16 protein-coding genes and 1 pseudogene are annotated in these 24,530 nt (G+C 49.9%); 6 read left to right on the top strand and 11 right to left on the bottom strand.

Features of this window, described 5'->3' with window-relative positions:
• Positions 1–189 precede the first annotated feature (189 nt).
• Positions 190–1,905 carry an assimilatory sulfite reductase (NADPH) hemoprotein subunit gene (gene cysI / locus IO95_RS14650; protein WP_023490899.1) on the bottom strand — a complete coding sequence of 572 codons (1,716 nt, stop codon included), beginning with the start codon at positions 1,903–1,905 and terminating at the stop codon, positions 190–192.
• The gene (gene cysJ, locus IO95_RS14645) at positions 1,905–3,704 is read right to left on the bottom strand and encodes an NADPH-dependent assimilatory sulfite reductase flavoprotein subunit (RefSeq protein WP_023490900.1); all 1,800 of its coding nucleotides are present in this window, start codon (positions 3,702–3,704) and stop codon (positions 1,905–1,907) included. The genes cysI and cysJ overlap by 1 nt, the downstream gene beginning before the upstream one ends.
• 490 nt (positions 3,705–4,194) lie before the next feature.
• Between cysJ and IO95_RS14640 the strand changes: the two genes are divergently transcribed.
• Positions 4,195–6,084 carry a PhoX family phosphatase gene (locus IO95_RS14640; RefSeq protein WP_023490902.1) on the top strand — a complete coding sequence of 630 codons (1,890 nt, stop codon included), beginning with the start codon at positions 4,195–4,197 and terminating at the stop codon, positions 6,082–6,084.
• 225 nt (positions 6,085–6,309) lie between these two features.
• Positions 6,310–6,672, top strand: a complete 363-nt coding sequence (gene queD, locus IO95_RS14635; RefSeq protein WP_023490903.1) for a 6-carboxytetrahydropterin synthase QueD — start codon at positions 6,310–6,312, stop codon at positions 6,670–6,672.
• Positions 6,673–6,727: 55 nt separating this feature from the next.
• Here queD and queE read toward each other — a convergent pair whose 3' ends face one another.
• Positions 6,728–7,399 carry a 7-carboxy-7-deazaguanine synthase QueE gene (queE, locus tag IO95_RS14630; protein WP_023490904.1) on the bottom strand — a complete coding sequence of 224 codons (672 nt, stop codon included), beginning with the start codon at positions 7,397–7,399 and terminating at the stop codon, positions 6,728–6,730.
• Between queE and IO95_RS25650 the strand changes: the two genes are divergently transcribed.
• From IO95_RS25650 to hutH, 3 genes are all read left to right on the top strand, one after another.
• A complete protein-coding gene (locus IO95_RS25650; RefSeq protein ID WP_160165623.1) occupies positions 7,398–7,568 on the top strand; it encodes a hypothetical protein in 171 nt (56 codons plus the stop codon). The two genes, queE and IO95_RS25650, sit on opposite strands and share 2 nt — an antisense overlap.
• Before the next feature lie 395 nt (positions 7,569–7,963).
• Entirely contained in the window at positions 7,964–9,655 is a 1,692-nt protein-coding gene (hutU, locus tag IO95_RS14625) for a urocanate hydratase (RefSeq protein WP_023490905.1), read from the top strand.
• Positions 9,652–11,187 carry a histidine ammonia-lyase gene (gene hutH, locus IO95_RS14620; RefSeq protein WP_023490906.1) on the top strand — a complete coding sequence of 512 codons (1,536 nt, stop codon included), beginning with the start codon at positions 9,652–9,654 and terminating at the stop codon, positions 11,185–11,187. Before hutU ends, hutH begins: the two co-directional genes overlap by 4 nt.
• Before the next feature lie 135 nt (positions 11,188–11,322).
• On the opposite strand, the gene eno is transcribed toward hutH, so the two are convergent.
• From eno to IO95_RS25645, 6 genes and pseudogenes are all read right to left on the bottom strand, one after another.
• Entirely contained in the window at positions 11,323–12,618 is a 1,296-nt protein-coding gene (eno, locus tag IO95_RS14615) for a phosphopyruvate hydratase (protein ID WP_023490907.1), read from the bottom strand.
• A gap of 83 nt (positions 12,619–12,701) precedes the next feature.
• Positions 12,702–14,339 (bottom strand): glutamine hydrolyzing CTP synthase, encoded by a 1,638-nt coding sequence (pyrG, locus tag IO95_RS14610; RefSeq protein ID WP_023490908.1) that lies wholly within the window; start codon positions 14,337–14,339, stop codon positions 12,702–12,704.
• Between the two features lie 419 nt (positions 14,340–14,758).
• Positions 14,759–15,565, bottom strand: a complete 807-nt coding sequence (gene mazG / locus IO95_RS14605) for a nucleoside triphosphate pyrophosphohydrolase (protein ID WP_023490909.1) — start codon at positions 15,563–15,565, stop codon at positions 14,759–14,761.
• 115 nt (positions 15,566–15,680) lie between these two features.
• Entirely contained in the window at positions 15,681–17,915 is a 2,235-nt protein-coding gene (relA, locus tag IO95_RS14600; protein WP_023490911.1) for a GTP diphosphokinase, read from the bottom strand.
• Positions 17,916–17,999: 84 nt separating this feature from the next.
• Positions 18,000–18,307, bottom strand: a pseudogene (gene rumA, locus IO95_RS24225) (23S rRNA (uracil(1939)-C(5))-methyltransferase RlmD); the annotation flags it as partial.
• Positions 18,294–18,443, bottom strand: coding sequence for a TRAM domain-containing protein (locus tag IO95_RS25645; RefSeq protein WP_160165622.1), 150 nt, complete (start codon positions 18,441–18,443; stop codon positions 18,294–18,296). The pseudogene rumA and the gene IO95_RS25645, both read right to left, overlap by 14 nt.
• Before the next feature lie 65 nt (positions 18,444–18,508).
• Here IO95_RS25645 and barA point away from each other — a divergent pair, with 65 nt between their 5' ends.
• Positions 18,509–21,247: a two-component sensor histidine kinase BarA gene (gene barA / locus IO95_RS14590; RefSeq protein WP_023490915.1), complete on the top strand. Its 2,739-nt coding sequence runs from the start codon at positions 18,509–18,511 to the stop codon at positions 21,245–21,247.
• 95 nt (positions 21,248–21,342) lie between these two features.
• Here the strand turns inward: barA and degP are convergent, their stop codons facing one another.
• Both degP and dgt read right to left on the bottom strand, forming a co-directional pair.
• Entirely contained in the window at positions 21,343–22,800 is a 1,458-nt protein-coding gene (gene degP, locus IO95_RS14585; RefSeq protein ID WP_023490916.1) for a serine endoprotease DegP, read from the bottom strand.
• Between the two features lie 138 nt (positions 22,801–22,938).
• On the bottom strand, positions 22,939–24,456 hold the full coding sequence (gene dgt, locus IO95_RS14580; RefSeq protein WP_037385919.1) for a dGTPase: 1,518 nt from the start codon (positions 24,454–24,456) through the stop codon (positions 22,939–22,941).
• Positions 24,457–24,530 lie beyond the last annotated feature (74 nt).

Here is a 24,530-nt window from a genome sequence, read left to right as displayed (position 1 = left end):
TGGAGCGGTATCAGGCTCGGTTATTTATACCCGTCACCAATAAAGCTGCAGGGTTGTTGACTGCCTTTACTCACCCCAGTCACTTACTCGTGTAAGCTCCTGGGGCTTCGCTCAGTTGCCGCCTACCTGCAACTTCATTGAACTTGGGTATACTGAGTACTCTCACCTAAATGAGTACAATCACCTAAGTTAATCCCAGAAATCCCGCGCTGGATCGACGACTGGCCGCACAATACCGCTTCGTACTGTGAAATCGCCGAAACCTTCTCCCTCTGTGCGCTCTCGTGCCCAACGACCTACCAAGTCATCAATCTCTTGCAGGATGTCATTTTCATTAATGTTCTCGCGGTACATGCGCGGAATGCGGGTTCCTTCACGGTTCCCCCCTAGGTGGAGGTTATAACGACCAAGAGCTTTACCCACCAGGCCAATCTCCGCCAACAGTGCTCGGGCACAGCCATTTGGGCAACCGGTAACGCGCAATACAATATGCTCATCCCCTACCCCATGCTGCTGCATAATGCTCTCCACTTTGGTGATAAATTCTGGCAAGAAGCGTTCCGCCTCGGCCATCGCCAGTGGACAGGTGGGATAAGAAACACAAGCCATCGAATTCTTGCGTTGCTCACTGATGTTGTCGTCGAGCAGGCCATATTTACGCGCCAACGATTCGATCTGTGCCTTTTGATCCTCTTTTACACCCGCCACGATTAAATTCTGGTTGGCGGTCAAGCGGAAGTCACCTTGATGAACTTTGGCAATCTCGGCCATGCCGGTTTTTAGCGAGCGGCCGGGATAATCCAGCAAACGGCCATTTTCGATAAATAACGTCAGATGCCACTGATTGTCGATCCCCTTTACCCAACCGATGCGATCACCACGCCCGGTAAAATGGTATGGGCGCACCGGCTCAAAGGTGATGCCTGCCCGTTTCTCTACTTCAGCGCGAAACGCATCAACACCAACGCGCTCCAGTGTGTATTTGGTTTTGGCATTTTTACGATCGGTGCGGTTCCCCCAGTCGCGCTGGGTCGTCACCACCGCTTCCGCTACCGCCAGCGTATAATCCAACGGGATATAACCAAACTCACTCGCCGTCCGGGCAAAGGTATTTTTATTGCCATGATCGATAGACAACCCCCCACCCACCAGCAGGTTAAAGCCCACCAGCTTGCCATTTTCGGCGATCGCCACAAAGTTCATGTCATTGGCATGGAGATCGACGTCGTTTTGCGGTGGGATCACCACGGTGGTTTTAAACTTGCGTGGCAAATAAGTGTCACCGAGGATTGGCTCTTCATCGGTGGTGGCGATCTTTTCTTTATCTAACCACACTTCGGCATACGCACGAGTTCGCGGTAACAGATGTTCAGAAATTTTCTTCGCCCATTGATAAGCTTGCTGATGCAACTCAGATTCCACAGGGTTGGAAGTACAGAGCACATTGCGGTTAACATCGTTAGCCGTCGCCAGCGAGTCTAAACCTAAGCGATTGAGCAACTGGTGAGCAGATTTCAGGTCACCTTTTAAAATGCCGTGAAACTGGAATGTCTGGCGGTTGGTCAGGCGAATGCTGCCATACAGTGTATTTTCCTGCGCAAACTTGTCGATACCTAACCATTGCTGTGGCGTGATAATGCCCCCAGGTAAGCGGCAACGCAGCATCATGGCGTGGCGTGGTTCCAGTTTTTGTTCGGCACGTTCAGCGCGGATGTCTCGATCATCTTGCTGATACATGCCGTGGAAACGGATCAATAAAAAGTTATCGCCAGAGAAGCCGCCCGTCAGACCATCAGTTAAATCATCACTAATGGTGCCACGGAGGAAATTACTCTCTTTCTTCATGCGTTCGGCATCAACCAATTTGCCTGTTACCTGTAAAGGCCCAACGTGTTTATCATTCATCAGTACACATCTCGCTGATAACGGCGCTCTTGGCGCAGCTCACTTAAAAATTCATCTGCCTGCTCGGTATCCATACCACCGTGTTCGGCCACCAGTTCTACCAAGCTCTCTTCAACGTCTTTCGCCATATGGTTGGCATCGCCACACACATAAAGATGTGCCCCTTGCTGGATCCAACGCCAAACTTCAGCCCCCTGTTGACGCAATTTGTCCTGCACATAAACCTTATGCGCTTGATCACGGGACCAGGCCAGATCAATTCGGGTTAACAGCCCTTCTTTCACATAGCGCTGCCATTCAACTTGATATAAAAAGTCTTCGGTAAAATGGGGATTACCAAAGAACAACCAGTTATCCCCTTTGGCACCCACCGCTTCGCGCTGCTGCATAAAAGCGCGAAATGGCGCGATACCGGTACCCGCGCCAATCATGATCACCGGTATTTGTGGGTCAGTAGGCAGGCGGAAATTGTCGTTATGCTCAATGAACACCCGCAGTTCTGCTTCCTCTTCCAGGCGATCCGCCAAAAAACTTGAGGCACCACCCGCACGGGCACGACCATCCACCTCATAGCGCACCACCCCGACGGTAATATGCACTTCGCTTTCATTTTCTGCTTGCGAGGAGGCGATAGAATACAAACGCGGTGCCAGTGGACGCAGCAAACCAACCAATTGCTCCGCTGCCAGATCGACAGGAGCCTGACGAACCATATCGACGATCGGCGTAGAGTGTGCATAGTGTTGCAAGCTGGGTTTATCCGCCAGCAAGCCTATCAACCGCTCATCTCGCGACAGCGCGGCGTACTTTTCCACAATCGGTGCGGTGTTCTGTGTCAGTTCAAAATGGTGCAACAACGCATCGCGCAGTGATTGAGTTTTCCCTTCTACCGTCAGCAACTCATCGCCACTCAGCCACAACAGTTGCAGCAGTTCCTCCACCAGCGCGGGATCGTTATCAAACCAGACACCCAGCGCATCCCCCGGCTGGTAACACAAGCCGGAACTACCCAGATCAATTTCGATATGGCGCACATCCTTACTCGAACCGCGCCCGGTAATTTTTTGATTCAGCAGCAATTCTGCCGTCAATGGCTGTTGTTTATTATAGGGAGAAGTGAGGACTTGCTCACTCACACCACTAACCGATGTGGGAGCAACAAGAGCGCCCGCTGTAGCACGAGCCTGCAGGATGGTCACAATCTGTTGACGCCAAGCGACGGCCTGTTGCTGATAGTCCACATCAGCATCAATGCGATCTAGCAAGCGTTCTGCACCTAACGCCGCCAGTTTGCCATCAAAATCTTTACCAGACTGGCAGAAATTCTCATAAGAACTGTCGCCCAGACCAAATACCGCAAAGGCCGTTTCAAGCAACTTGGGCGCCTTTTTTGAATGCAGGTATTTATGTAGTGCCACCGCTTCTTCTGCAGGGTCGCCCTCCCCTTGGGTCGAGGCCACGATCACCAACAGCCGTTCCTGAGCAATCTGTTTGAACTTATAGTCACCGGCATTCACCAAAGTGACGTTCAGCTTGGCGGCCAATAGGTCATCACGCAGTTGCTCCGCCAGCCGGCGTGCGTTACCGGTTTGCGAGGCAGAGATCACGGTGATACTGGCGGCTTCAGCTGCCACTGGCACATGAGCCGCACTCTGCACTTGCGGATTCACCAAGCCCCATAAATAACCGGACAACCACGCCAACTGTGTTGGTGAGTATTCACTAATCGTCCCCTGAAGGCGCGTCAACTGTTCCGCTGACAGTGGCAGTAAAGATGTTGCAGAAACCTGAGTCGTCATCGTGGTATGGATATCCTATGCTTAGCCAGTATCAGCTGTTTCATTGTCATTTTTAAGGCTCTATCCTTAACAGACCGAGGGAAGTCTGTAAGGTTACCCAGCTCCATCGCAATGACTAAATAAGTGATAGCAATAAATAATAACCAAAATGACTATATAGCAGGCGCTATGGGATGAGCCTCAGGGGAACGCCGGATTACCACCATCCCCAATAGCTTGATTAAACGTTGAATATACGGTGACGGACACACTACCTATTTAGCATCACTCCGTCATAAAAGCCTTATAAAACAGAAAAATACCCCCTCCACTGACATCTATTGCTATCTATTAGCATCGTTATCACTTAAGTGAGTTTGATAGCTCTCATTGACCCCCAAACAGCAAGAATGAATTGCTTTCATATTGCGCTGTAACATTTATGAAACATTCCTTCACTATTATAAGACTCAAATTTGTTTATGGTATCTACTCGCAGGAAGCTAACTCCATGAAGAATAATCCGAATCAATTTAACGACCCTACACTGAGCAATCCTACTCGCCGCAAACTGTTAATCGGTGGTGCCAGCGCTATTGGCATCACCCATTTTCTCGCTGGTGGTGTACTAGGGATGACTGGTGAAGCGCTAGCAGCCGACTTACCAACCAGTAATCTATTGGGATTCAAAGGCATTGCCGCTTCCACCGCAGATGAAGTGGTTATTGCCCCAGGTTACAAAGCCGAGGTGTTGATCTCATGGGGTGACCCTTTGGTGAATGGCGCTGCCGCATTCGATGCCAACGGTGGCAACAGTGCAGCCGACCAAGAAAAACAGTTTGGTGATAACAATGACGGTATGAGTTTCTTCCCAATTGATAAAAATCATGGCGTGATGGCGATCAATAACGAATACGTCAACGAGCAATACTTGTTCGCCCACGGTGGCACCCAAGCCAAAAGCCTGGATGATGTACGTAAATCCCAAGCCGCACATGGTGTGTCTATTGTTGCGGTAAAACGTATTGGTGATAGCCAACGCTGGGAAGTTGAGCGTCCTTCACGCTATAACCGCCGCATCACCGCCAATACTGAAATGCAATTCAGCGGCCCGGCTGCGGGGCATCCACAACTGCAAACTGCAGCCGACCCCTCAGGCCTCCGTGTCCTAGGTACACTCAATAACTGCGCCAATGGCAAAACCCCTTGGGGCACCTACCTGACCTGTGAAGAAAACTTCGAAACCTATTTTGGCACTCAGCAAACAGATTACAAAAATACGCCAGAGCAAAAACGCTATACCTTGAAGGCCAATGAACCTGAACGCAATTGGTCAACGTTTGACGATCGTTTCGATGTAGTGAAAAACCCCAACGAACTCAACCGATTCGGTTGGATTGTTGAGATCGATCCGATGAACCCAGAATCTACACCCATAAAGCGTACTGCTCTGGGGCGCTTCAAACACGAAAATGCCGCCGTGACGATAGCCAAAGATGGACGTCTTGTAGTTTATATGGGTGACGATGAGCGCGGGGAGCATATTTACAAGTTTGTCTCCAAAAACAAGTTCGATAGCGCCAACCCGGCAAATAACCGCAACCTCTTGGATGAAGGTAATTTGTACGTGGCTCAGTTTGACGGGGACAGCAATGGTACGCCGCTCAAGGGCACAGGACGTTGGATTGCTTTGGAGTTTGGCAAAAATGGCCTAACGCCGGAAAATGGTTTCAAAGATGCAGCGGAAATATTAATTTTCACACGCAAAGCCGCATCACACGTTGGCGCAACCAAGATGGACCGCCCTGAGTGGATAACAGTCAATCCGCATGATGGCCGTGTCTATTGCACCTTGACCAATAACAACAAACGTGGCGAAGATAACATGCCGCTCAATGCGGCGAATCCTCGCCCCAATAACGTTTATGGCCAGATTATTCGCTGGAGTGAAGCCGGTGATGCGACAGGCGATAATTTTACTTGGGACATGTATGTACTGGCTGGCAACCCACTAGCGCATCCGCAAGGCGTTAACCGCGGCACCCCAAACATTACGGCAGATAATACCTTTAACAGCCCTGACGGCCTGGGATTCGACAGTGCTGGCCGCTTGTGGATCCTCACCGATGGTAAATACAGCAACAAAGGTGATTATCTGGGGCAAGGCAATAACCAGATGCTGGCGGGCGATCCGCAAACTGGTGAGATCCGCCGCTTTATGGTCGGGCCAAAGTCATGCGAATTGACTGGACTCACCTTTACTCCAGACTATAAAACGATGTTTGTTAACGTTCAGCACCCAGGGGAAGAAGGAGACTCTCACTTCCCTCATAATAGCCCACGTCCACGCTCGTCTGTGTTAATGATTACTCGTGAAGATGGTGGCGTGATCGGCGCTTGAGGGTTGGCTATTTAACACATACCCAAGTTCAATGAAGTTGCAGGACAGTTTTGAACAGCGCTTGCGCTGGCTCCGAAGGAGCGAGGCCCCAACGGGGTGAGCCTCAGGGAAGAGGCAAATAATTGTAACAACACCCCTGCAGCTTGATTGCTGAATGGGTATAGATGGCAACGGGAACCGCTTTCCAGTACTATTTGACAGTTTTAAATCAATAAGGCTGGGTCAATGGTCACTACGTTGTTTAAAGATTTTCAGTTTGAAGCCGCACATCACCTACCTCATGTACCAGAAGGCCACAAATGCGGTCGCCTGCATGGGCACTCTTTTACAGTGCGTTTAGAAATCACTGGGGAAGTCGACCCCCACACTGGCTGGGTAATGGATTTTGCTGAGCTGAAAGGGATATTCAAACCGATTTGGCAGCGCCTTGATCACCATTATTTGAACGATATTCCAGGGTTGGAAAACCCAACCAGCGAAGTCCTCGCCGGTTGGATCTGGCAGCAACTGAAGCCGCAACTGCCAATTCTGTCGGCGGTGATGATCAAAGAAACCTGTAGCGCTGGCTGTGTGTACAAAGGTGAGTAAACCGATATCAGTAACTCATTGGGCTGTAAGGAAATAGCCCATATAGGCTAGAGTATCAGGCAATATTGAGGTACTTGTGCGTCTGCATTGAAAGCCGCCAATTACGAGCAATACAGGTTTCAATACATAGACGCGTTGCTTCTTCCTGCTGGCTGATGGGTTGTAAAGCGATAATACGCCGCTTTTCATCCTGCAATATCGCCAGCAGTTGATCTAATGCTTCAATATCACGTTCACGCCCAACCGGATGTTTGATCTCATCGGCGCGTATCAGCGCCTGTGGCAAGACCTGCAAGCCACCACGCATCTTCACTTTTGGCGAAACCGTCACCCAGGTATTAGGCGAACAGAGAACCTCATAAGTACCACTGGTTTCTATCTGGCAACTGTAACCCTGGCTCTCGAGCAAGGTGGTCAGTGGTATCAAATCATAGATACAAGGTTCCCCACCCGTAATAACGATATGGCGAGCGGTATAACCTTGCTGTTGGATCAACATCAGCAATTGTTCAGCACTGGCACTGCCCCATTGGCGGCTTTCAGAAGGTTTCAGCAGAATTTGCTGCATATCCACCTCCTGATGTGCTTCCTTTTCCCAAGTATGTTGGGTATCACACCAACTACACCCCACCGGGCAACCCTGCAAACGAATAAAGATAGCAGGCACACCAGTAAAATAACCTTCTCCCTGCAAGGTCTGGAACATCTCGTTAATTGGGTAGAGCATGGCATTCTCAATGTTGGCAAGGGCAAAAAAAGGGATTATTGCAGATCCTGCCGCGATGACCAAACCAGATACCGGTAAACCTTGCTCGAATGAGATCAAGCTTGGCTATCCGCAATATGTTGGCGCTATTCTTCGGTTTAATTGTAATAACTATGTAAATCCATTGTGACTTAACGCTCAAAAACGACACTATTTTAACTGATTTTTGCAGTTCATCTCACTATTTTCCTCGGTTAAAACGCCTATCCCATCACCTTTTAATAATTTAATTAATTGATTTTAAATTAAAATAATTTTTTGTTGCTTATTTTTACGCCTGCACTTCTCATGGTTGCATATGCTTGTACATACAAGTATATGTTAAGAAGCCCACCGCATTGTTATGGCTTGGTGCTGCTATTCACCACCAGGTCGTGGAATTTGTACCGATACCTAAGTTCATTCAAGTTGCAGGTCGACAGCAACGCAACCAAGCCCCGACCATGGGTCAATCCCATGAACGAGGCAAGCTAACACTGCTGCAGCTTGAATGGCGACGGGTATAAACTGCTAGAGGAAATAGCTGTGACGACAAATAACAAAATTCGCAACGTTGATATCCGTGCACCACGTGGCACACAATTAAACGCTAAAAGTTGGCTGACCGAAGCGCCACTGCGTATGTTAATGAACAATCTCGACCCAGAAGTGGCAGAAAACCCCCATGAGCTGGTGGTGTACGGCGGCATTGGCCGTGCTGCCCGCGACTGGGATTGCTACGACAAAATTGTTGCAACGCTTAAAACACTGGAAGATGACGAGACGTTACTGGTGCAGTCTGGCAAACCGGTAGGCGTGTTTAAAACTCACAGCAATGCACCACGCGTGCTGATTGCCAACTCGAACCTGGTTCCGCACTGGGCGACTTGGGAGCATTTCAACGAACTGGATGCCAAAGGCCTGGCGATGTATGGCCAGATGACGGCGGGCAGTTGGATCTACATTGGCAGCCAGGGCATCGTACAGGGCACCTATGAAACCTTCGTGGAAGCGGGACGCCAACATTATAATGATAACCTCAAAGGGCGCTGGGTATTAACCGCCGGCCTGGGTGGCATGGGCGGCGCTCAGCCACTGGCAGCAACCTTGGCGGGTGCCTGTTCACTGAATATCGAATGCCAACAGAGCCGTATTGATTTCCGTTTAAAAACCCGCTACGTCGATGAGCAAGCCAAGGATCTGGATGACGCCTTAGCACGTATCAAGAAATACACCCAAGAAGGTAAAGCTATTTCTATTGCCCTGTGTGGGAATGCAGCAGAAATTTTGCCTGAGCTGGTCAAACGTGGCGTACGCCCGGATATGGTCACCGACCAGACCAGTGCCCATGATCCGCTTAATGGTTACCTGCCAGCCGGCTGGAGCTGGGAAGAGTATCGTCGCCGTGCACAAAGTGAACCCGCAGTAGTGGTAAAAGCCGCTAAACAGTCAATGGCCACACACGTTGAAGCCATGTTGGCGTTCCAAAAAATGGGCGTTCCAACGTTTGACTACGGCAATAATATCCGCCAAATGGCGAAAGAAATGGGGGTCAATAACGCCTTTGATTTCCCTGGTTTCGTCCCGGCTTATATTCGCCCGTTGTTCTGCCGTGGTATCGGTCCATTCCGTTGGGCGGCACTCTCCGGTGATCCGCAAGATATTTTCAAGACAGACGCGATGGTGAAAGAGTTAATCCCTGACGATGCACACCTCCATCATTGGTTGGATATGGCACGTGAACGTATCAGTTTCCAGGGTTTGCCAGCGCGTATATGCTGGGTTGGCCTGGGGCAGCGTGCCAAACTTGGCTTAGCGTTTAATGAAATGGTACGCCGTGGTGAATTGTCTGCGCCTATTGTGATAGGTCGTGACCATCTGGATTCAGGATCAGTTGCCAGCCCTAACCGCGAAACCGAATCAATGAAAGATGGTTCTGATGCGGTCTCTGATTGGCCATTGCTCAACGCTTTACTTAACACCGCCAGCGGTGCAACCTGGGTTTCTCTGCATCACGGCGGTGGCGTCGGTATGGGCTTCTCCCAACACTCGGGGATGGTCATTGTTTGTGATGGCACGGATGAAGCCGCTGAACGTATCGCTCGTGTGTTGCATAACGATCCGGCGACCGGGGTAATGCGCCATGCCGATGCTGGTTACGACATCGCTATTGACTGTGCTCGTGAACAAGGCCTTAACTTACCTATGGTAGCTGCAACTCAAGGGGCTAAAGCATGAAATCATTGACTATTCGCCCAGGCAAAATGACCCTAGCCGAATTACGCCAAGTTTATCAACACCCGGTCTCACTGACCCTGGATGACCATGCCTACGGTGCTATCCAACAGAGCGTGGCTTGTGTTGAACGCATTGTGGCAGAAAACCACACCAGCTATGGTATCAACACCGGTTTCGGGTTACTGGCTTCCACCCGTATCGCCCGTGCAGATTTAGAGAATCTGCAACGCTCCATCGTGCTGTCACATGCTGCCGGCGTTGGTGCTGCAACCGATGATAATCTGGTTCGCCTGATTATGGTGCTGAAAATCAACAGTCTGTCTCGTGGGTTCTCAGGTATCCGTCTGGAGGTTATCCAGGCACTGATTGCATTGGTCAACACCGAAGTCTATCCCCACATCCCATTAAAAGGTTCTGTTGGTGCTTCTGGCGATTTAGCACCCTTGGCGCATATGAGTCTGGTGCTACTGGGGGAAGGTAAAGCCCGTTATCAAGGGGAGTGGTTACCAGCGACTCAGGCACTTGCCAAAGCGGGGCTGAAACCCTTAACACTGGCGGCCAAAGAAGGCTTGGCGTTATTAAACGGTACCCAGGTTTCCACCGCTTTTGCACTGCGTGGCTTGTTTGATGCTGAAGATCTGTATGCCGCAGCCACCGTCACCGGTAGTCTTACGGTTGAGGCCGCACTAGGTTCACGCAGCCCATTTGACCCGAGGATCCACCAAGTCCGTGGTCAACGTGGCCAGATCGATGCGGCTGCGGCTTACCGCCATCTGCTGGGCACACACAGTGCCATATCTGACTCACACCAAAACTGTGACAAAGTACAAGACCCTTATTCGCTGCGCTGCCAGCCACAAGTGATGGGTGCCTGCCTGACTCAGATCCGTCAAGCGGCAGAAGTGCTGGAGATTGAGTCCAACGCGGTTTCCGATAACCCGTTGGTCTTTGCTGAGCAAGGGGATGTGTTGTCTGGGGGGAATTTCCACGCTGAACCGGTCGCGATGGCCGCCGATAATCTGGCGCTGGCCTTCGCCGAGATGGGCTCCCTCTCAGAGCGTCGGATCTCTCTGATGATGGACAAACATATGTCACAGTTACCGCCGTTCCTGGTGGAGAATGGCGGCGTGAACTCTGGCTTTATGATAGCCCAAGTGACTGCAGCGGCGTTGACCAGCGAAAACAAAGCGTTGGCTCACCCGGCCAGTGTCGACAGTATCCCTACCTCTGCCAACCAGGAAGACCATGTTTCGATGGCACCGGCTGCCGGTCGCCGCCTGTGGGAAATGGCGGATAACGTGCGCGGTATTCTGGCGGTGGAGTGGCTGGCGGCCTGCCAAGGGCTCGATTTCCGTCACGGTCTGCAAACCAGTGAGGGGTTGGAACAAGCTCGTCGCTTGCTACGAGAACACGTCAGCTTCTACGATAAAGACCGTTTCTTCGCCCCGGATATCGAGGCGGCCAGTCAACTATTAATGACCGGCCAACTGACCGCTCTGGTCCCTGCCAAGTTACTGCCTAGCCAGGCGTAACCTCTTTAGGCTGTATCCTGCTGCAAGAGAGAGATACAGCCTATTCCATTAAAATAGAAAACCCGCCAAATACTGCGGCGGGTTTTCACTTAACTAGCTACTTAACTCTCTACTTAGCTCACAATCAAAGACTGATTACTGACCTTTAACTTCTTTCAGGCCATTAAACGGTGCACGGTTACCCAGTGCTTCTTCGATACGGATCAACTGGTTGTACTTAGCTACACGATCAGAACGGCTCATAGAACCAGTCTTGATCTGACCTGCTGCTGTACCCACCGCCAGATCAGCGATAGTCGCATCTTCAGTTTCACCTGAACGGTGAGAAATCACCGCAGTGTAGCCGGCGTCTTTAGCCATCTTGATAGCAGCCAGGGTTTCGGTCAGAGAACCGATCTGGTTGAACTTGATCAGGATAGAGTTAGCAATGCCTTTATCAATACCTTCTTTCAGGATTTTGGTGTTGGTTACGAACAGATCGTCACCCACCAACTGGATTTTGTCACCCAGCACTTTGGTCTGGTAGGCAAAACCGGCCCAATCAGACTCATCCAGACCATCTTCAATGGAAACGATTGGGTATTGCTTGGTCAAGTCTTCCAGGAAATGAGTAAACTCTTCGGAAGTAAACGCCTTGTTACCTTCGCCAGCCAGGACGTATTTACCATCTTTATAGAATTCAGAGGCTGCACAGTCCATCGCCAGAGTCACATCTTTACCCAGCTCATAGCCTGCCGCTTTCACCGCTTCGGCAATTACTGCCAATGCTTCTGCGTTAGAACCCAGGTTTGGCGCATAGCCACCTTCATCACCCACTGCGGTGTTCATGCCTTTGGCCTTCAGCACTTTTGCCAGGTGATGGAATACTTCAGAACCGATACGTACCGCTTCTTTCAGGGTTTTTGCGCCTACTGGCTGAATCATAAACTCTTGGATGTCGACGTTGTTGTCGGCGTGCTCACCACCGTTGATGATGTTCATCATTGGCAATGGCATAGAGAATTTGCCTGGAGTACCATTCAGTTCAGCAATATGCTCATACAGCGGCATACCTTTAGAGGCCGCAGCCGCTTTGGCGTTAGCCAGAGAAACCGCCAGGATAGCGTTAGCACCGAATTGAGATTTATTCTCGGTACCATCCAGATCGATCATGATCTTGTCGATGTTCGCTTGATCGCTAGCATCTTTACCCATGACTGCCTGAGCAATTGGGCCGTTTACTGCAGCAACGGCTTTCAGTACGCCTTTACCCAGGAAACGCGACTTGTCACCATCACGCAGTTCCAGTGCTTCACGAGAACCAGTAGATGCACCTGATGGCGCAGCAGCCAGACCGACAAAACCACCTTCCAGATGAACTTCAGCTTCAACAGTTGGATTGCCGCGTGAGTCGATAATTTCACGGCCAATGACTTTCACAATTTTAGACATACAGGTTTTCCTCAAGTCACAAGTTAAATTAAAACTCCAGACAAACAACGCGCGGTTTTAGCGCGCGCTGTCGACTAAAACTCTTATTTCTCCTGACGCTTCTGATAATCGGCCGCTGCCTTGACAAAACCAGCAAACAGCGGGTGACCATCACGTGGCGTCGAAGTAAATTCAGGGTGGAACTGGCAAGCGACAAACCATGGATGGTCAGGCAGCTCAATAATTTCAACCAGCTTGTTATCTGCAGAACGACCAGCAACACGTAAACCCGCCGCTTCGATCGGTTTCAACAGCATATTGTTCACTTCATAACGGTGGCGATGACGCTCAGTAATGGTGGGTTCGCCATACATTTTACGCACCAGACTATTGTCCGTCAGATGACATTGCTGACCACCAACACGCATCGTGCCACCGAGATCACTTTCTTCAGTACGGACCTCGACGTTACCTTCTTCATCACGCCATTCGGTAATCAAGGCCACTACCGGGTACTTACAATCTGGCACAAACTCAGTGGAGTTGGCGTTTTCCATCCCCACCACATTGCGGGCAAACTCCATCAATGCCACTTGCATACCCAAGCAGATGCCCAGATAAGGAATTTTGTTTTCGCGGGCATAGCGTGCAGTCATTACCTTGCCTTCTACGCCACGGTAACCGAAACCACCGGGGATCAGGATAGCATCCAGATCTTTCAGCACTTCTACACCACGGGTTTCAACATCTTGTGAGTCGATCAACTTGATGTTGACGGTCACACGATTTTTCAGGCCCCCATGTTTCAGCGCCTCAATCACTGACTTATAGGCATCGGGCAGTTCGACATATTTGCCCACCATACCTATCGTCACTTCACCACCCGGATTGGCTTCCTGGTAAATCACCTGTTCCCATTCAGAGAGATTCGCTTCAGGCGGCGTCAAACCGAATCGTTTACAAATATAGTCATCTAACCCCTGAGACTTCAATAGCGCAGGAATTTTATAAATAGAATCAATATCTTTTAGGGAGATAACTGCCTTTTCCGGCACATTACAGAACAGCGCGATTTTTGCACGTTCATTGGCTGGAACGGTGCGATCAGAACGACAAATCAGGATATCTGGCTGAATACCAATGGAAAGCAACTCTTTCACCGAGTGTTGGGTCGGTTTGGTTTTCACTTCACCCGCAGCAGCCAGATAAGGCACCAACGTCAGATGCATATACAGCGTGTGTTCACGGCCTACTCCAACGGCCATCTGACGGATAGCTTCCAAGAACGGCAAGGATTCGATATCGCCAACGGTGCCGCCAATTTCAACCAGAACCACATCGTGGCCTTCGCCGCCTTCAATGATGCGTTCTTTAATGGCGTTAGTGATATGAGGGATGACCTGTATCGTCGCCCCCAAATAGTCACCACGGCGCTCTTTACGCAATACATCAGAGTAGATACGGCCGGTGGTGAAATTATTACGGCGCGTCATTTTGGTACGGATAAAGCGTTCGTAGTGACCGAGATCCAGATCAGTTTCTGCGCCGTCTTCGGTGACGAAAACTTCCCCATGCTGGATCGGGCTCATGGTGCCCGGATCCACATTGATATATGGGTCCAGCTTCATGATGGTAACATTGAGGCCACGGGCTTCAAGAATAGCTGCCAGAGAGGCTGCAGCAATGCCTTTACCCAGAGAGGATACGACCCCGCCAGTCACAAAAATATAATTAGTTGTCATGCTGAACCTGAGAGTTTAGGTTTAAAGACGATGGAAGAACCAAGACGGGAAAACAGTATACCCGAACCTCTCTTGACCTACAAATGATCGTTTTGCCATCCATCATCTCTGTCACCGCCGCGAGTTTATCCAGGTAAAGCCGCCCAAGAAATCATAAAAATGCTTTAAAAAACAAAAATAAAGCAAAGATCAGCCAATAATCCGTCTTCTGTGGCTATATCTCTATAAAACGCTATAAAAAACCTGCAATTCAGTTTGTTAACCTTAGCTAGCGTCTCGCCCCATCATCTGGCACTCTGCAACCTGCATGGGGCTGGCGGAACCTCACCGGGCGATTCAGCAACGACATGCAACCGAGCTTAACCGTTTCAGCTTAAGCAAGTATTGTCGGCGATCAAACAACCGACAGGGTTTGTCCATCATGTTTCCTGCTGGCTTTCTTGTTTTTTTATCTGCTGCCAGGCGGCTTCCATCTGCTCCAGCGTCGCTTCCTGCAGAGCTAACCCCTGCTGCTGTATGATCTCTTCTACCTGACGAAAACGGCGCTCAAACTTGCGGTTGGCCACCTGTAAGGCATTTTCCGCTTTGTGCCCAAGATGGCGGGAAAGATTAACGGTAGCAAACAGCAGATCGCCGATCTCCTCTTGCAGTTTCTGTTCATCCACCACCGCTTGCCGTACTTCATGCATCACTTCGTCAAGCTCTTCGCGCACTTTACCCACGACTGGCTCCAAGGTGTGCCAGTCAAACCCCACTGCCGCACAACGCTGCTGAATCTTATGTGCTTTCATTAATGCGGGTAAGGCATTGGGAATATCATCCAGCACTGAATGCAACGCTTTCTCTGCTCGTTCTTCAGCCTTCAGTTGTTCCCAACGCACAGAAACAGCCTGGCTATCCGCCGCATGAGCATCACCAAAGATATGTGGATGGCGGCGCTCCAGTTTGTCGCTGATGGCATTACACACCTGTTCGAAATCAAACAGCCCTTGCTCCTGCCCCATCTGAGCATAGAACACCACCTGGAACAGGAGATCACCCAGTTCATCGCGCAGATCGGCGTAATCCTGGCGTTCAATAGCATCCAACACTTCGTAAGTTTCTTCCAGCGTATAGGGCGCAATGCTGGCGAAAGTCTGCTTGCGGTCCCAAGGGCAACCCGCTTGTGGGTCGCGCAAGGTTCTCATAATGGCCAGCAAGCGTTGCAGTGAAGAGGTTTGGCTCATGTTAATCTCTCAGTAAAAATAGGCACAACACGCCCCAAACGCAGGGCAAAGCAAACACCCAAGGGAACAGATAAATACCGCCCCCAAGCCGCTTGAATGACGAAATCAAACGCACTTACTTGCCATGCAGGCGCTTGGCATCTATCACATCAGGTAATTGATTGAGCTTGGCCAATACACGCCCCAGCACTTGCTGATTGTAGATTTCAATGTCCATATCGATTGTCGCCAACTGCTTTTTCGTATCGCTACGGCTGGCAACACCCAATACATTAACTTTTTCGTTAGCCAGGATGGTGGTGATATCCCGTAGCAAGCCACTACGATCATTGGCCAACACCCGCACTACCAGCGAATAACCGCTGGAATAGCTTTCCCCCCAGACCGCATCAACAATACGCTCTGGCGCGTGAGACCTGAGCTCGGCCAGTTGATCACAGTCGGAACGGTGGATCGAGATCCCCCGACCCTGAGTGATAAAACCAACGATGTCATCACCCGGGATCGGTTGGCAGCAGCGGGCGATGTGGTGCATCAGATTACCGACGCCTTCAACCACCACGCGCCCGTTATCTTTACTACGAACCCCTGCCCCAGGTGCTTTATGTTGGGTCAACTGCTGCAATGCCTGGCGATCCTGCTCTTCAGCACTGGGTTGGTTAAGCTTATTTTGCAGGAAGTTGATCATCTGATTAAGACGAATATCACCACCGCCGATCCCCGCCAACACTTCATCCAGCGAGTTAACGTTATAACGTGGTATCAACAGCTTTTCAGCTTCCCGTAGGCTGATGCCTAGATGCTCCAGCTCATTGTCCAGCATCTGCCGCCCGGCCAGGATATTTTTATCGCGATCCTGTTTGCGGAACCAGTTGTGGATCTTCGAACGCCCACGGCTGGTGGTAATATAACCCAGGTTCGGGTTCAACCAGTCTCGGCTAGGATTCGGCTGCTTCTGAGTGATCACCTCGACCTGATCGCCCATTTGCAACTGATAGGTAAAGGGCACGATACGACCACCAATTTTGGCACCAATGCAACGGTGGCCGACATCGCTATGGATGTGGTAGGCAAAATCGAGGGGCGTGGAACCGGTGGGAAGATCTATCACGTCACCTTTAGGGGTAAACACATAGACGCGGTCATCAAAAACCTGGCTGCGAACTTCGTCGAGCATTTCGCCAGAATCAGCCATCTCTTCTTGCCAGGCAATCAGTTTACGCAGCCAGGCAATACGCTCTTCATAACCCGAACGTATTGTCGCCACCGCGCCTTCTTTATATTTCCAGTGCGCAGCAACACCCAGTTCAGCATCTTCATGCATTTGACGGGTACGGATCTGGATCTCCAGCGTCCTTCCTCGCGGCCCAAAAACCACAGTATGAATCGACTGGTAGCCGTTCGGTTTCGGGTTGGCGACATAATCGTCAAACTCATCTGGCAGATGACGAAAGTGCGTATGCACAATACCCAATGCGGCATAGCAATCCTGCAAGCGTTCTACCACCACCCGCACGGCACGCACATCGAATAACTCATCGAACGCCAGCGACTTTTTCTGCATCTTGCGCCAGATGCTATAAATGTGTTTCGGGCGGCCATAGATCTCTGCCTTGATCCCTTCCTGATTCATCTCAGTACGCAGTACAGCGACAAAGTCATCGATATACTGCTCACGATCAATACGGCGTTCATGTAACAGCGTAGCAATACGTTTATATTCGTCAGGATGCAGGTAACGAAAGCAGAAATCTTCCAATTCCCATTTTAATTGACCAATACCGAGACGATTGGCTAATGGCGCATAAATATTGAAACACTCTTTAGCTGCCAGCACCCGCTCATCTTCAGGAGCATCTTTCACTTCGCGCAAGTGAGCGATCCGCTCAGCCAGCTTGATCACCACACAACGGAAATCTTCTACCATCGCCAGCAGCATACGGCGCACGTTGTCGAGCTGTTCTGAGCCCAACGAATCGTTCTGTGTCGCTTTCAGTTGCCGGATGGCATCCATATCACGCACGCCGTGAACCAACGAGGTGATATCAGAACCGAACTCTTCAGTCAGCGTCGCTTCCGGCAAAATACCGGCATCCACCAGCGGGAACAGGAGCGCGGCGCGCATACTGTCGTTATCCATACTGAGGGTGGAGAGGATCTCCACCATTTCCAGACCTCGCCCCAGCAATAACAGCCTATCTCCGTGGCTTTGGGTCTGTTGCTCACAATAATTCCAGGTTGTGGCTAACCGCTCACATGACTGCAGGCTGGGAAGCTTTAAGCTAGCTATCCAATCATCAAGCGCAAACTCCCCCGCCGTATTCAGATGTGCACTTCTTACCGCAACCATAACTATCCCCTACTTTAGCGCTCCTGACGCCTTGATAAACAGCGCCATGGATTCAAGATGCCCCGTATGTGGAAACATGTATCACATCCGCACACGAACCAGATGGTAACCGGCGGCCAGTAACACTTTGCTATCACAAGCCAGTGTCGATGGATTACAGGAAACGTAAACCACACGTTCTGGTGCCAATTTTACAATATGTGACATCACACCGGCAGCGCCAGCGCGGGCAGGATCCAGCATCACCTTATCAAACCCTTGAACTGCCCAAGGTTGCTGTACGACAACCCCCTCCAGATCCTCATGGAAAATGACACATTCATCAGTAAATTCTTATGGGCGTTATATTGCCCATTAGCAACCAGTGTGGCAACACCTTCAACCCCTACCACCGATCACAAAGACGGTTTTACCTTGGTAACGAGCCACCCCTTTGCCAAATGAATCAAGCTCAGTCACCGTTACGGTTAATAATTGTGTTGTTGCTCGGGTCGTCACACGGCGTTTGGAAGAGTAGAATTGAGCCATAGTTGTCGATCGAATGCTGGTTCATTGTTAGGATTAGCTATCTGATTCTCCCAAATTGGAATCCCATGACCAAATACAGCTTACGCGCGCGCATGATGATCCTGATCCTGGCACCGACATTATTGATCGGTTCACTGCTCAGCACCTTCTTTGTTGTGCATCGCAACAACGAGTTGCAGAAGCAGCTTATTGATGCGGGTAGCAGTATTATTGGGCCTCTGGCGGTCGCCAGTGAATACGGCATGACCTACCCCAGTCGAGAATCGGTCAAACAACTGGTTAGCCTGCTGCATCGCCGCCATTCGGATATTGTACGTTCAATTGCCGTCTTTGATGCCCATAACAATCTGTTTGCCACCTCTAATTCCCACTCTAATTACACGCAATTGCAGTTACCGAAAGAAGTCGCCATTCCTTCTGAATTGATGCTGACGCGAAGAGGGGACTCGTTGATTTTGCGCACCCCTATCTTGTCTGAAAATCAATACTCAGATGAAAGTACCAACAACGAAACGCCTCATGATAACAATCTCGGCTATGTGGCCATCGAGATCGATTTACAATCGGTACGCTTGCAACAGTACAAAGAGATTTTCGTTGCAACATTATTACTCTTGTCGTGCATGTGCATCGCCATTTTGTTTGCTTACCGTTTAGTACAGGGCGTGACAGCGCCTATCCGCAATATGGTTAACACCGTTGACCGCATCCGTCGTGGGCAATTGGATAGCCGAGTGGAAGGCTCTATGCTCGGTGAGCTGCAGATGCTGAAAAACGGTATCAACTCCATGGCGATGTCGCTGACCGCTTACCATGAAGAGATGCAGCAAAATATTGATCAGGCGACATCCGATCTGCGTGAAACCCTTGAGCAGATGGAGATCCAGAACATTGAACTGGATTTGGCGAAAAAGCGCGCCCAAGAAGCAGCACGTATCAAATCTGAGTTCCTGGCGAATATGTCCCATGAACTGAGGACCCCACTCAATGGTGTTATCGGTTTTACTCGCCAGATGTTAAAAACCGAACTCAGCACCACCCAGACAGATTATTTACAAACCATTGAGCGCTCAGCCAATAACCTGTTGTCTATCATTAATGATGTGTTGGACTTCTCCAAACTGGAGGCCGGTAAGCTGGTACTGGAACATATTCCATTCTCGCTGCGCGAAACGCTAGACGAAGTGGTCGTTTTGCTCGCCCCAAGTGCCCATGAAAAAGGGCTGGAACTGACGCTGGATGTACAAAATGATGTTCCTGAGCAAGTGATTGGTGATGCATTGCGCCTACAGCAGATCGTCACCAATTTGTTGGGTAACGCAGTGAAGTTTACTGAAACCGGCAATATCGATATCCGTGTGGAACAACGTAACCAGTTGGAACGACAGGTAGAATTGGAAATACAGATCCACGATACTGGCATCGGGATTTCCGAACGCCAGCAGTCACAACTGTTCCAAGCCTTCCGCCAAGCGGATGCCAGTATTTCTCGCCGCCATGGGGGGACCGGGTTAGGTCTGGTGATCACCCAGAAACTGGTGAAAGAGATGGGAGGAGACATCTGTTTTCACAGCCAATTAAACCGTGGATCCACCTTCTGGTTCCATATTACGCTGGATCTCAATGAAGGCATGTTGTCATTACCGCCAAGCCTACCCGATCTGCGGGGTAAAACACTGGCCTACATCGAAGCTAACCCTGTTGCAGCACAGGCGACGCTGAATATGTTAAGCGCCACCCATTTGCTGGTGACGCATTCTCCTACACTCGACCAGTTACCAAGAGATTCCTATGATTTCCTGCTGGTAGGTATCCCCATTCCTTACCGAGAAAATATCACCCATCATCGTGATAAGTTAGAAGAGGCGTTGACGATTGCCGACCGCGTGATCCTGGCTTTACCGAGCCAATCGCAAATCGACGCCGAGGAGATGAAAAAACTGGGGGCGATTGGCTGCCTAACCAAGCCCATCAGTAGCAGCCGTTTGTACCCATTACTACGTCTGGAGCCCCCTCAGCGCTCAAGTACACTGACGACAGAACGTAAGCGCCTACCACTGACCGTCATGGCGGTGGATGATAACCCGGCCAACCTGAAACTGATTGGCACCCTGTTGCAAGAGCAAGTGGAAAAAACGTTGCTGTGCGAAAGCGGGGAGGAAGCTATCGCATTAGCACGTGATAATGTTCTGGATATGATCCTGATGGATATTCAGATGCCTAACATTGATGGTATCCAAGCCAGCGAGCTGATCCACAAAATGCCGCATCACAACTCGACCCCCATCGTGGCGGTAACGGCCCACGCAGTCAGTGGTGAACGCCAACACCTGTTACAAGCCGGAATGGATGACTATCTGGCAAAACCCATTGATGAAGCCATGCTGACACGAGTGCTTTCACGTTATCTCAACGCCAAAGTCGAACCCGAACCGTTAAAATCCCGTAGCCCATCTGACGCTGCTCTGGCCTTGGATTGGTCATTAGCATTGCGCCAGGCCGCCAATAAAGACGATCTCGCTCGTGACTTGCTACAAATGTTGATTGAGTTTCTACCACAGGTCAGTGAACGGGTGAAAGGCCTATTGGATGGACAATCAGACGAAGGCATTCTCGATCTGATCCACAAGTTGCACGGTAGTTGCAGTTATAGCGGTGTCCCACGTCTGAAACAGCTCTGTTTCTATCTTGAACAACAGCTACGCCAAGGGGTTGACAGCCACGATCTTGAGCCGGAATGGTTAGAACTGCTGGATGAGATCGAACTGGTGAAAACTGAGGCGAGCTTCCAACTGGGGTCATGATGCAAAAACTGGGGTCATGATGCAAAAAACCAGCCACTGGGGAAAACCAGTGGCTGGGGTATAGAACAGAAAATCTTACTGCATCAACAAATACTTTATTGCATCAACAAATACAGCTTCGTGTCACCACGTTGGATGTTCAGCGCCAATACCGAAGGTTTGCTGTCGATAATTTTGCGCAGCTCACCCAGGTTTTCAACGGCTTGTTGGTTTACCCCGAGGATCAGGTCACCTTTTTTCAGGCCAATGCGTGCTGCAGCACTGCCAGCTTTTACATTGTCTACTTTCACCCCTTTTTCTTTGCCAGAATTGTTACTTAATTCCGCGCCTTCGATACCGGTATAAATATTACTGGAATCAACTTGTGAATGACTCCCCTGCTCCAGCGTCAACTCGATATTCAGTGGTTTACCGTCACGGATAAGGCCTAAGGACATCTTGGTGCCAATTGGCAGGCTACCAATCTCAGCTCGGAATGAAGCAAAGCTGGAAATGGCTTTACCATTCATGCTGACAATAACGTCACCGGCTTTAACGCCCGCTTTATCAGCAGAAGACTTTGGCACTACCTGGCTGATAAATGCACCGCGCTGAGCATCCACTTTCATCGCCTGAGCCAGATCGGAGTTCAGTTCAGTGCCCATAATACCTAGCTCACCGCGTTTCACCTGGCCGTATTCCACCATTTGCGCCGTCAGGTTTTTCACCATATTGCTGGGAATAGCAAAACCGATACCGATATTACCGCCATCCGGCGCCAGGATCGCGGTATTGATCCCGATCAGTTCGCCATTCAGATTCACCAGTGCCCCACCGGAGTTACCCCGGTTGATTGCCGCATCGGTCTGGATAAAGTTCTCGTAATTTTCGATATTCAAACCACTACGCCCCAGAGCTGACACTATCCCAGAGGTTGCGGTTTCCCCCAAGCCATAAGGATTACCAATCGCGACGGTATAGTCACCCACACGCAATTGCTCAGAATCTGCCATCTTGATGGCGGTCAGATTTTTGGCCTCTTTCAATTGGATCAGCGCGATATCTGAACGAGGATCCTTACCAATCACTTTAGCTTCGAAGCGACGGCCATCACTCAACTGCACCTGAATTTTAGTGGCATTGTCTACCACATGGTTGTTGGTCACCACATAACCTTTAGCGGCATCAATAATGACGCCAGAACCGAGAGACTTGAAGGGTTCTTTGATACCTTGATCAGCAGCTCCGCCCTGCCCCCCTTGACCAGCCGCCCCTTGGCACATGGGTGATGCTTGGAAAGGTGAGCCCTCTTGGCAGAATGGCGAATTATCACCAAAGAATTGCTGGAACTGTTGAGGCATTCTCTGTCTATTCACCGTGGTGCTGCCTTCAACATTGATGCTCACCACAGAAGGCATCACTTTTTCCAACATGGGGGCTAAACTGGGTAATTGCTGGGCAGTAGCAGTAGATGCAGCAGCACTTTCTGCTGCAGTCGCGCTGGTCACCACTGGCCCTAAAGCCATACCCACACTGAAAGCCAAGGCGCTTAAAACCAATGCTGTCTTTTTCATCTGTATATCTCTTAAAAGTCGTTTAATTAAATACGGTGGTCTGGATGCTTAGTAAGAGCCTGTAAATAAGCCGAAGTTCCAATACCGTCATCAGCCAATAGTAAACAAATATTCTCCGTCTTTACAAAACTCGAAATATTACTCAGCAGCCATTAAACGACGATATTCATCATAGGCATACAGATCAGTCATACCACTAATATAATCCTGTAATAAACGTGCTCGATAATAATATTCTCTCACTGTCAATTGCTCGGCGGAAAGATGCTGTAAACCGCTAACTGCCTCCACGTAGGCTAATCGATGCTTGGTAGATAGCTTATGATATAACCGCGTTTCAATAGGGAATGCGCGATGGCTATCTTCGCGTACCAACTGACTAAAATCCGCTTGGGACATCGCCAACAATGGACTGTAAATATCCAGTAATCCATTGATTACCCGATACCCCTGTAACTCGAGCTGCTCCACCTCTGGGTGATTGAACACCTTCTTAAATGCGACGTTTTTAAAAACCTGAAGCAATTTACAGGCTGGACTGTCATCCTCTAACAGCGCACCGTTAAATCGGCCATGATATACCGCATCCAGATTATCAATAAAACGCTGTGCCGCGTGGGGAACTAACCTGGCCACGGTAAATACCCGTAGGTACATGAAAAACTGGTCTTCCGAACTGCGACGTGCGCCACTAGATTCAATTTTTCCAAACGCGCTAGCAACGGTTTTATCAAACAGGTCCCCAGGCGTAATATCTCCCCACTCTTTCACTAAATGTTGATAAAGCTGCTCAACGGTAAATATTTTTTTCTCAACAGCATCTTCCAAGTCGGCCACACAATAAGAAATATCATCAGCGGCCTCCATAATATAGGTCAGTGGGAAACGATCAAATTCGCCCATATTCAATTCACGCCGCAAGCGTTCGACAAAGCTCTCTTCCGCCAGATAAAAACCCGGTTTTTTCATCAGATAATGGTGACTGGCCGGAATTTCATCTGACCAATAGGCGGGGCGAGTATATTTTAAAATGCAGCCCACTTGGGCATAGGTCAAATTCAGTTTCAGCAGTGTATGCACCAAGCGAATTGCCTGCGCATTCCCTTCAAAATGGCTGAGGTCTTGACGAATACGGCTGCGCAAGCGGTTCAGGTCGCTCTCCCCGGCACGCAGACGCAAGATGTCAACTTGGCAGCGGTCATGGCTACTTGGCTCACTACCGCAATTAGCCGGATCGAGACGCTGGTGGAACCAGTCTTTAATCGCCGATTCACCGAAATGACCAAAGGGAGGGTTGCCGATGTCATGCATCAGACACGCCATCTCGACAATACTTTCAAAAGGATCAAGTAACTTACTCAGGCCCAACGTATCAATACGCTGCTCCTGCTTGAAGCGGTTCAGGATCTCTTTGGCAATATGCCGCCCGACCTGTTGAACCTCCATTGAGTGCGTGAGACGACTACGCACTGCTGCATTACGCTCCAATGGAAATACTTGGGTTTTCTGCTGCAAACGACGGATCGCTGCCGAGTTAACAATACGCCCGCGATCGCTCTCAAACTGTCGGACAATATCATACTCCTCTTCGGCTTCAATTCGTTTGCTGAATGGCCGTTGAAAGCTGATCTTCTGTTTAAAATCGATCACCGACATCTGTTTCCCCTACCGTTGCACATTCCTACTGTGATAACAATTCCCCGCTGCAGATGCAACGTTATTGCCGATTA

Source organism: Serratia sp. DD3 (assembly GCF_000496755.2).
This window is presented reverse-complemented; position numbering and strand designations above follow the sequence as displayed.

Bases quoted from the DNA above. Each gene is read 5' to 3' on its own strand.
- cysI (WP_023490899.1), bottom strand. From the start codon at position 1,905: ATGAATGATAAACACGTTGGGCCTTTACAGGTAACAGGCAAATTGGTT.
- cysJ (WP_023490900.1), bottom strand. From the start codon at position 3,704: ATGACGACTCAGGTTTCTGCAACATCTTTACTGCCACTGTCAGCGGAA.
- IO95_RS14640 (WP_023490902.1), top strand. From the start codon at position 4,195: ATGAAGAATAATCCGAATCAATTTAACGACCCTACACTGAGCAATCCT.
- queD (WP_023490903.1), top strand. From the start codon at position 6,310: ATGGTCACTACGTTGTTTAAAGATTTTCAGTTTGAAGCCGCACATCAC.
- IO95_RS25650 (WP_160165623.1), top strand. From the start codon at position 7,398: ATGGCATTCTCAATGTTGGCAAGGGCAAAAAAAGGGATTATTGCAGAT.
- queE (WP_023490904.1), bottom strand. From the start codon at position 7,399: ATGCTCTACCCAATTAACGAGATGTTCCAGACCTTGCAGGGAGAAGGT.
- hutH (WP_023490906.1), top strand. From the start codon at position 9,652: ATGAAATCATTGACTATTCGCCCAGGCAAAATGACCCTAGCCGAATTA.
- eno (WP_023490907.1), bottom strand. From the start codon at position 12,618: ATGTCTAAAATTGTGAAAGTCATTGGCCGTGAAATTATCGACTCACGC.
- pyrG (WP_023490908.1), bottom strand. From the start codon at position 14,339: ATGACAACTAATTATATTTTTGTGACTGGCGGGGTCGTATCCTCTCTG.
- mazG (WP_023490909.1), bottom strand. From the start codon at position 15,565: ATGAGCCAAACCTCTTCACTGCAACGCTTGCTGGCCATTATGAGAACC.
- relA (WP_023490911.1), bottom strand. From the start codon at position 17,915: ATGGTTGCGGTAAGAAGTGCACATCTGAATACGGCGGGGGAGTTTGCG.
- IO95_RS25645 (WP_160165622.1), bottom strand. From the start codon at position 18,443: ATGGCTCAATTCTACTCTTCCAAACGCCGTGTGACGACCCGAGCAACA.
- barA (WP_023490915.1), top strand. From the start codon at position 18,509: ATGACCAAATACAGCTTACGCGCGCGCATGATGATCCTGATCCTGGCA.
- degP (WP_023490916.1), bottom strand. From the start codon at position 22,800: ATGAAAAAGACAGCATTGGTTTTAAGCGCCTTGGCTTTCAGTGTGGGT.
- dgt (WP_037385919.1), bottom strand. From the start codon at position 24,456: ATGTCGGTGATCGATTTTAAACAGAAGATCAGCTTTCAACGGCCATTC.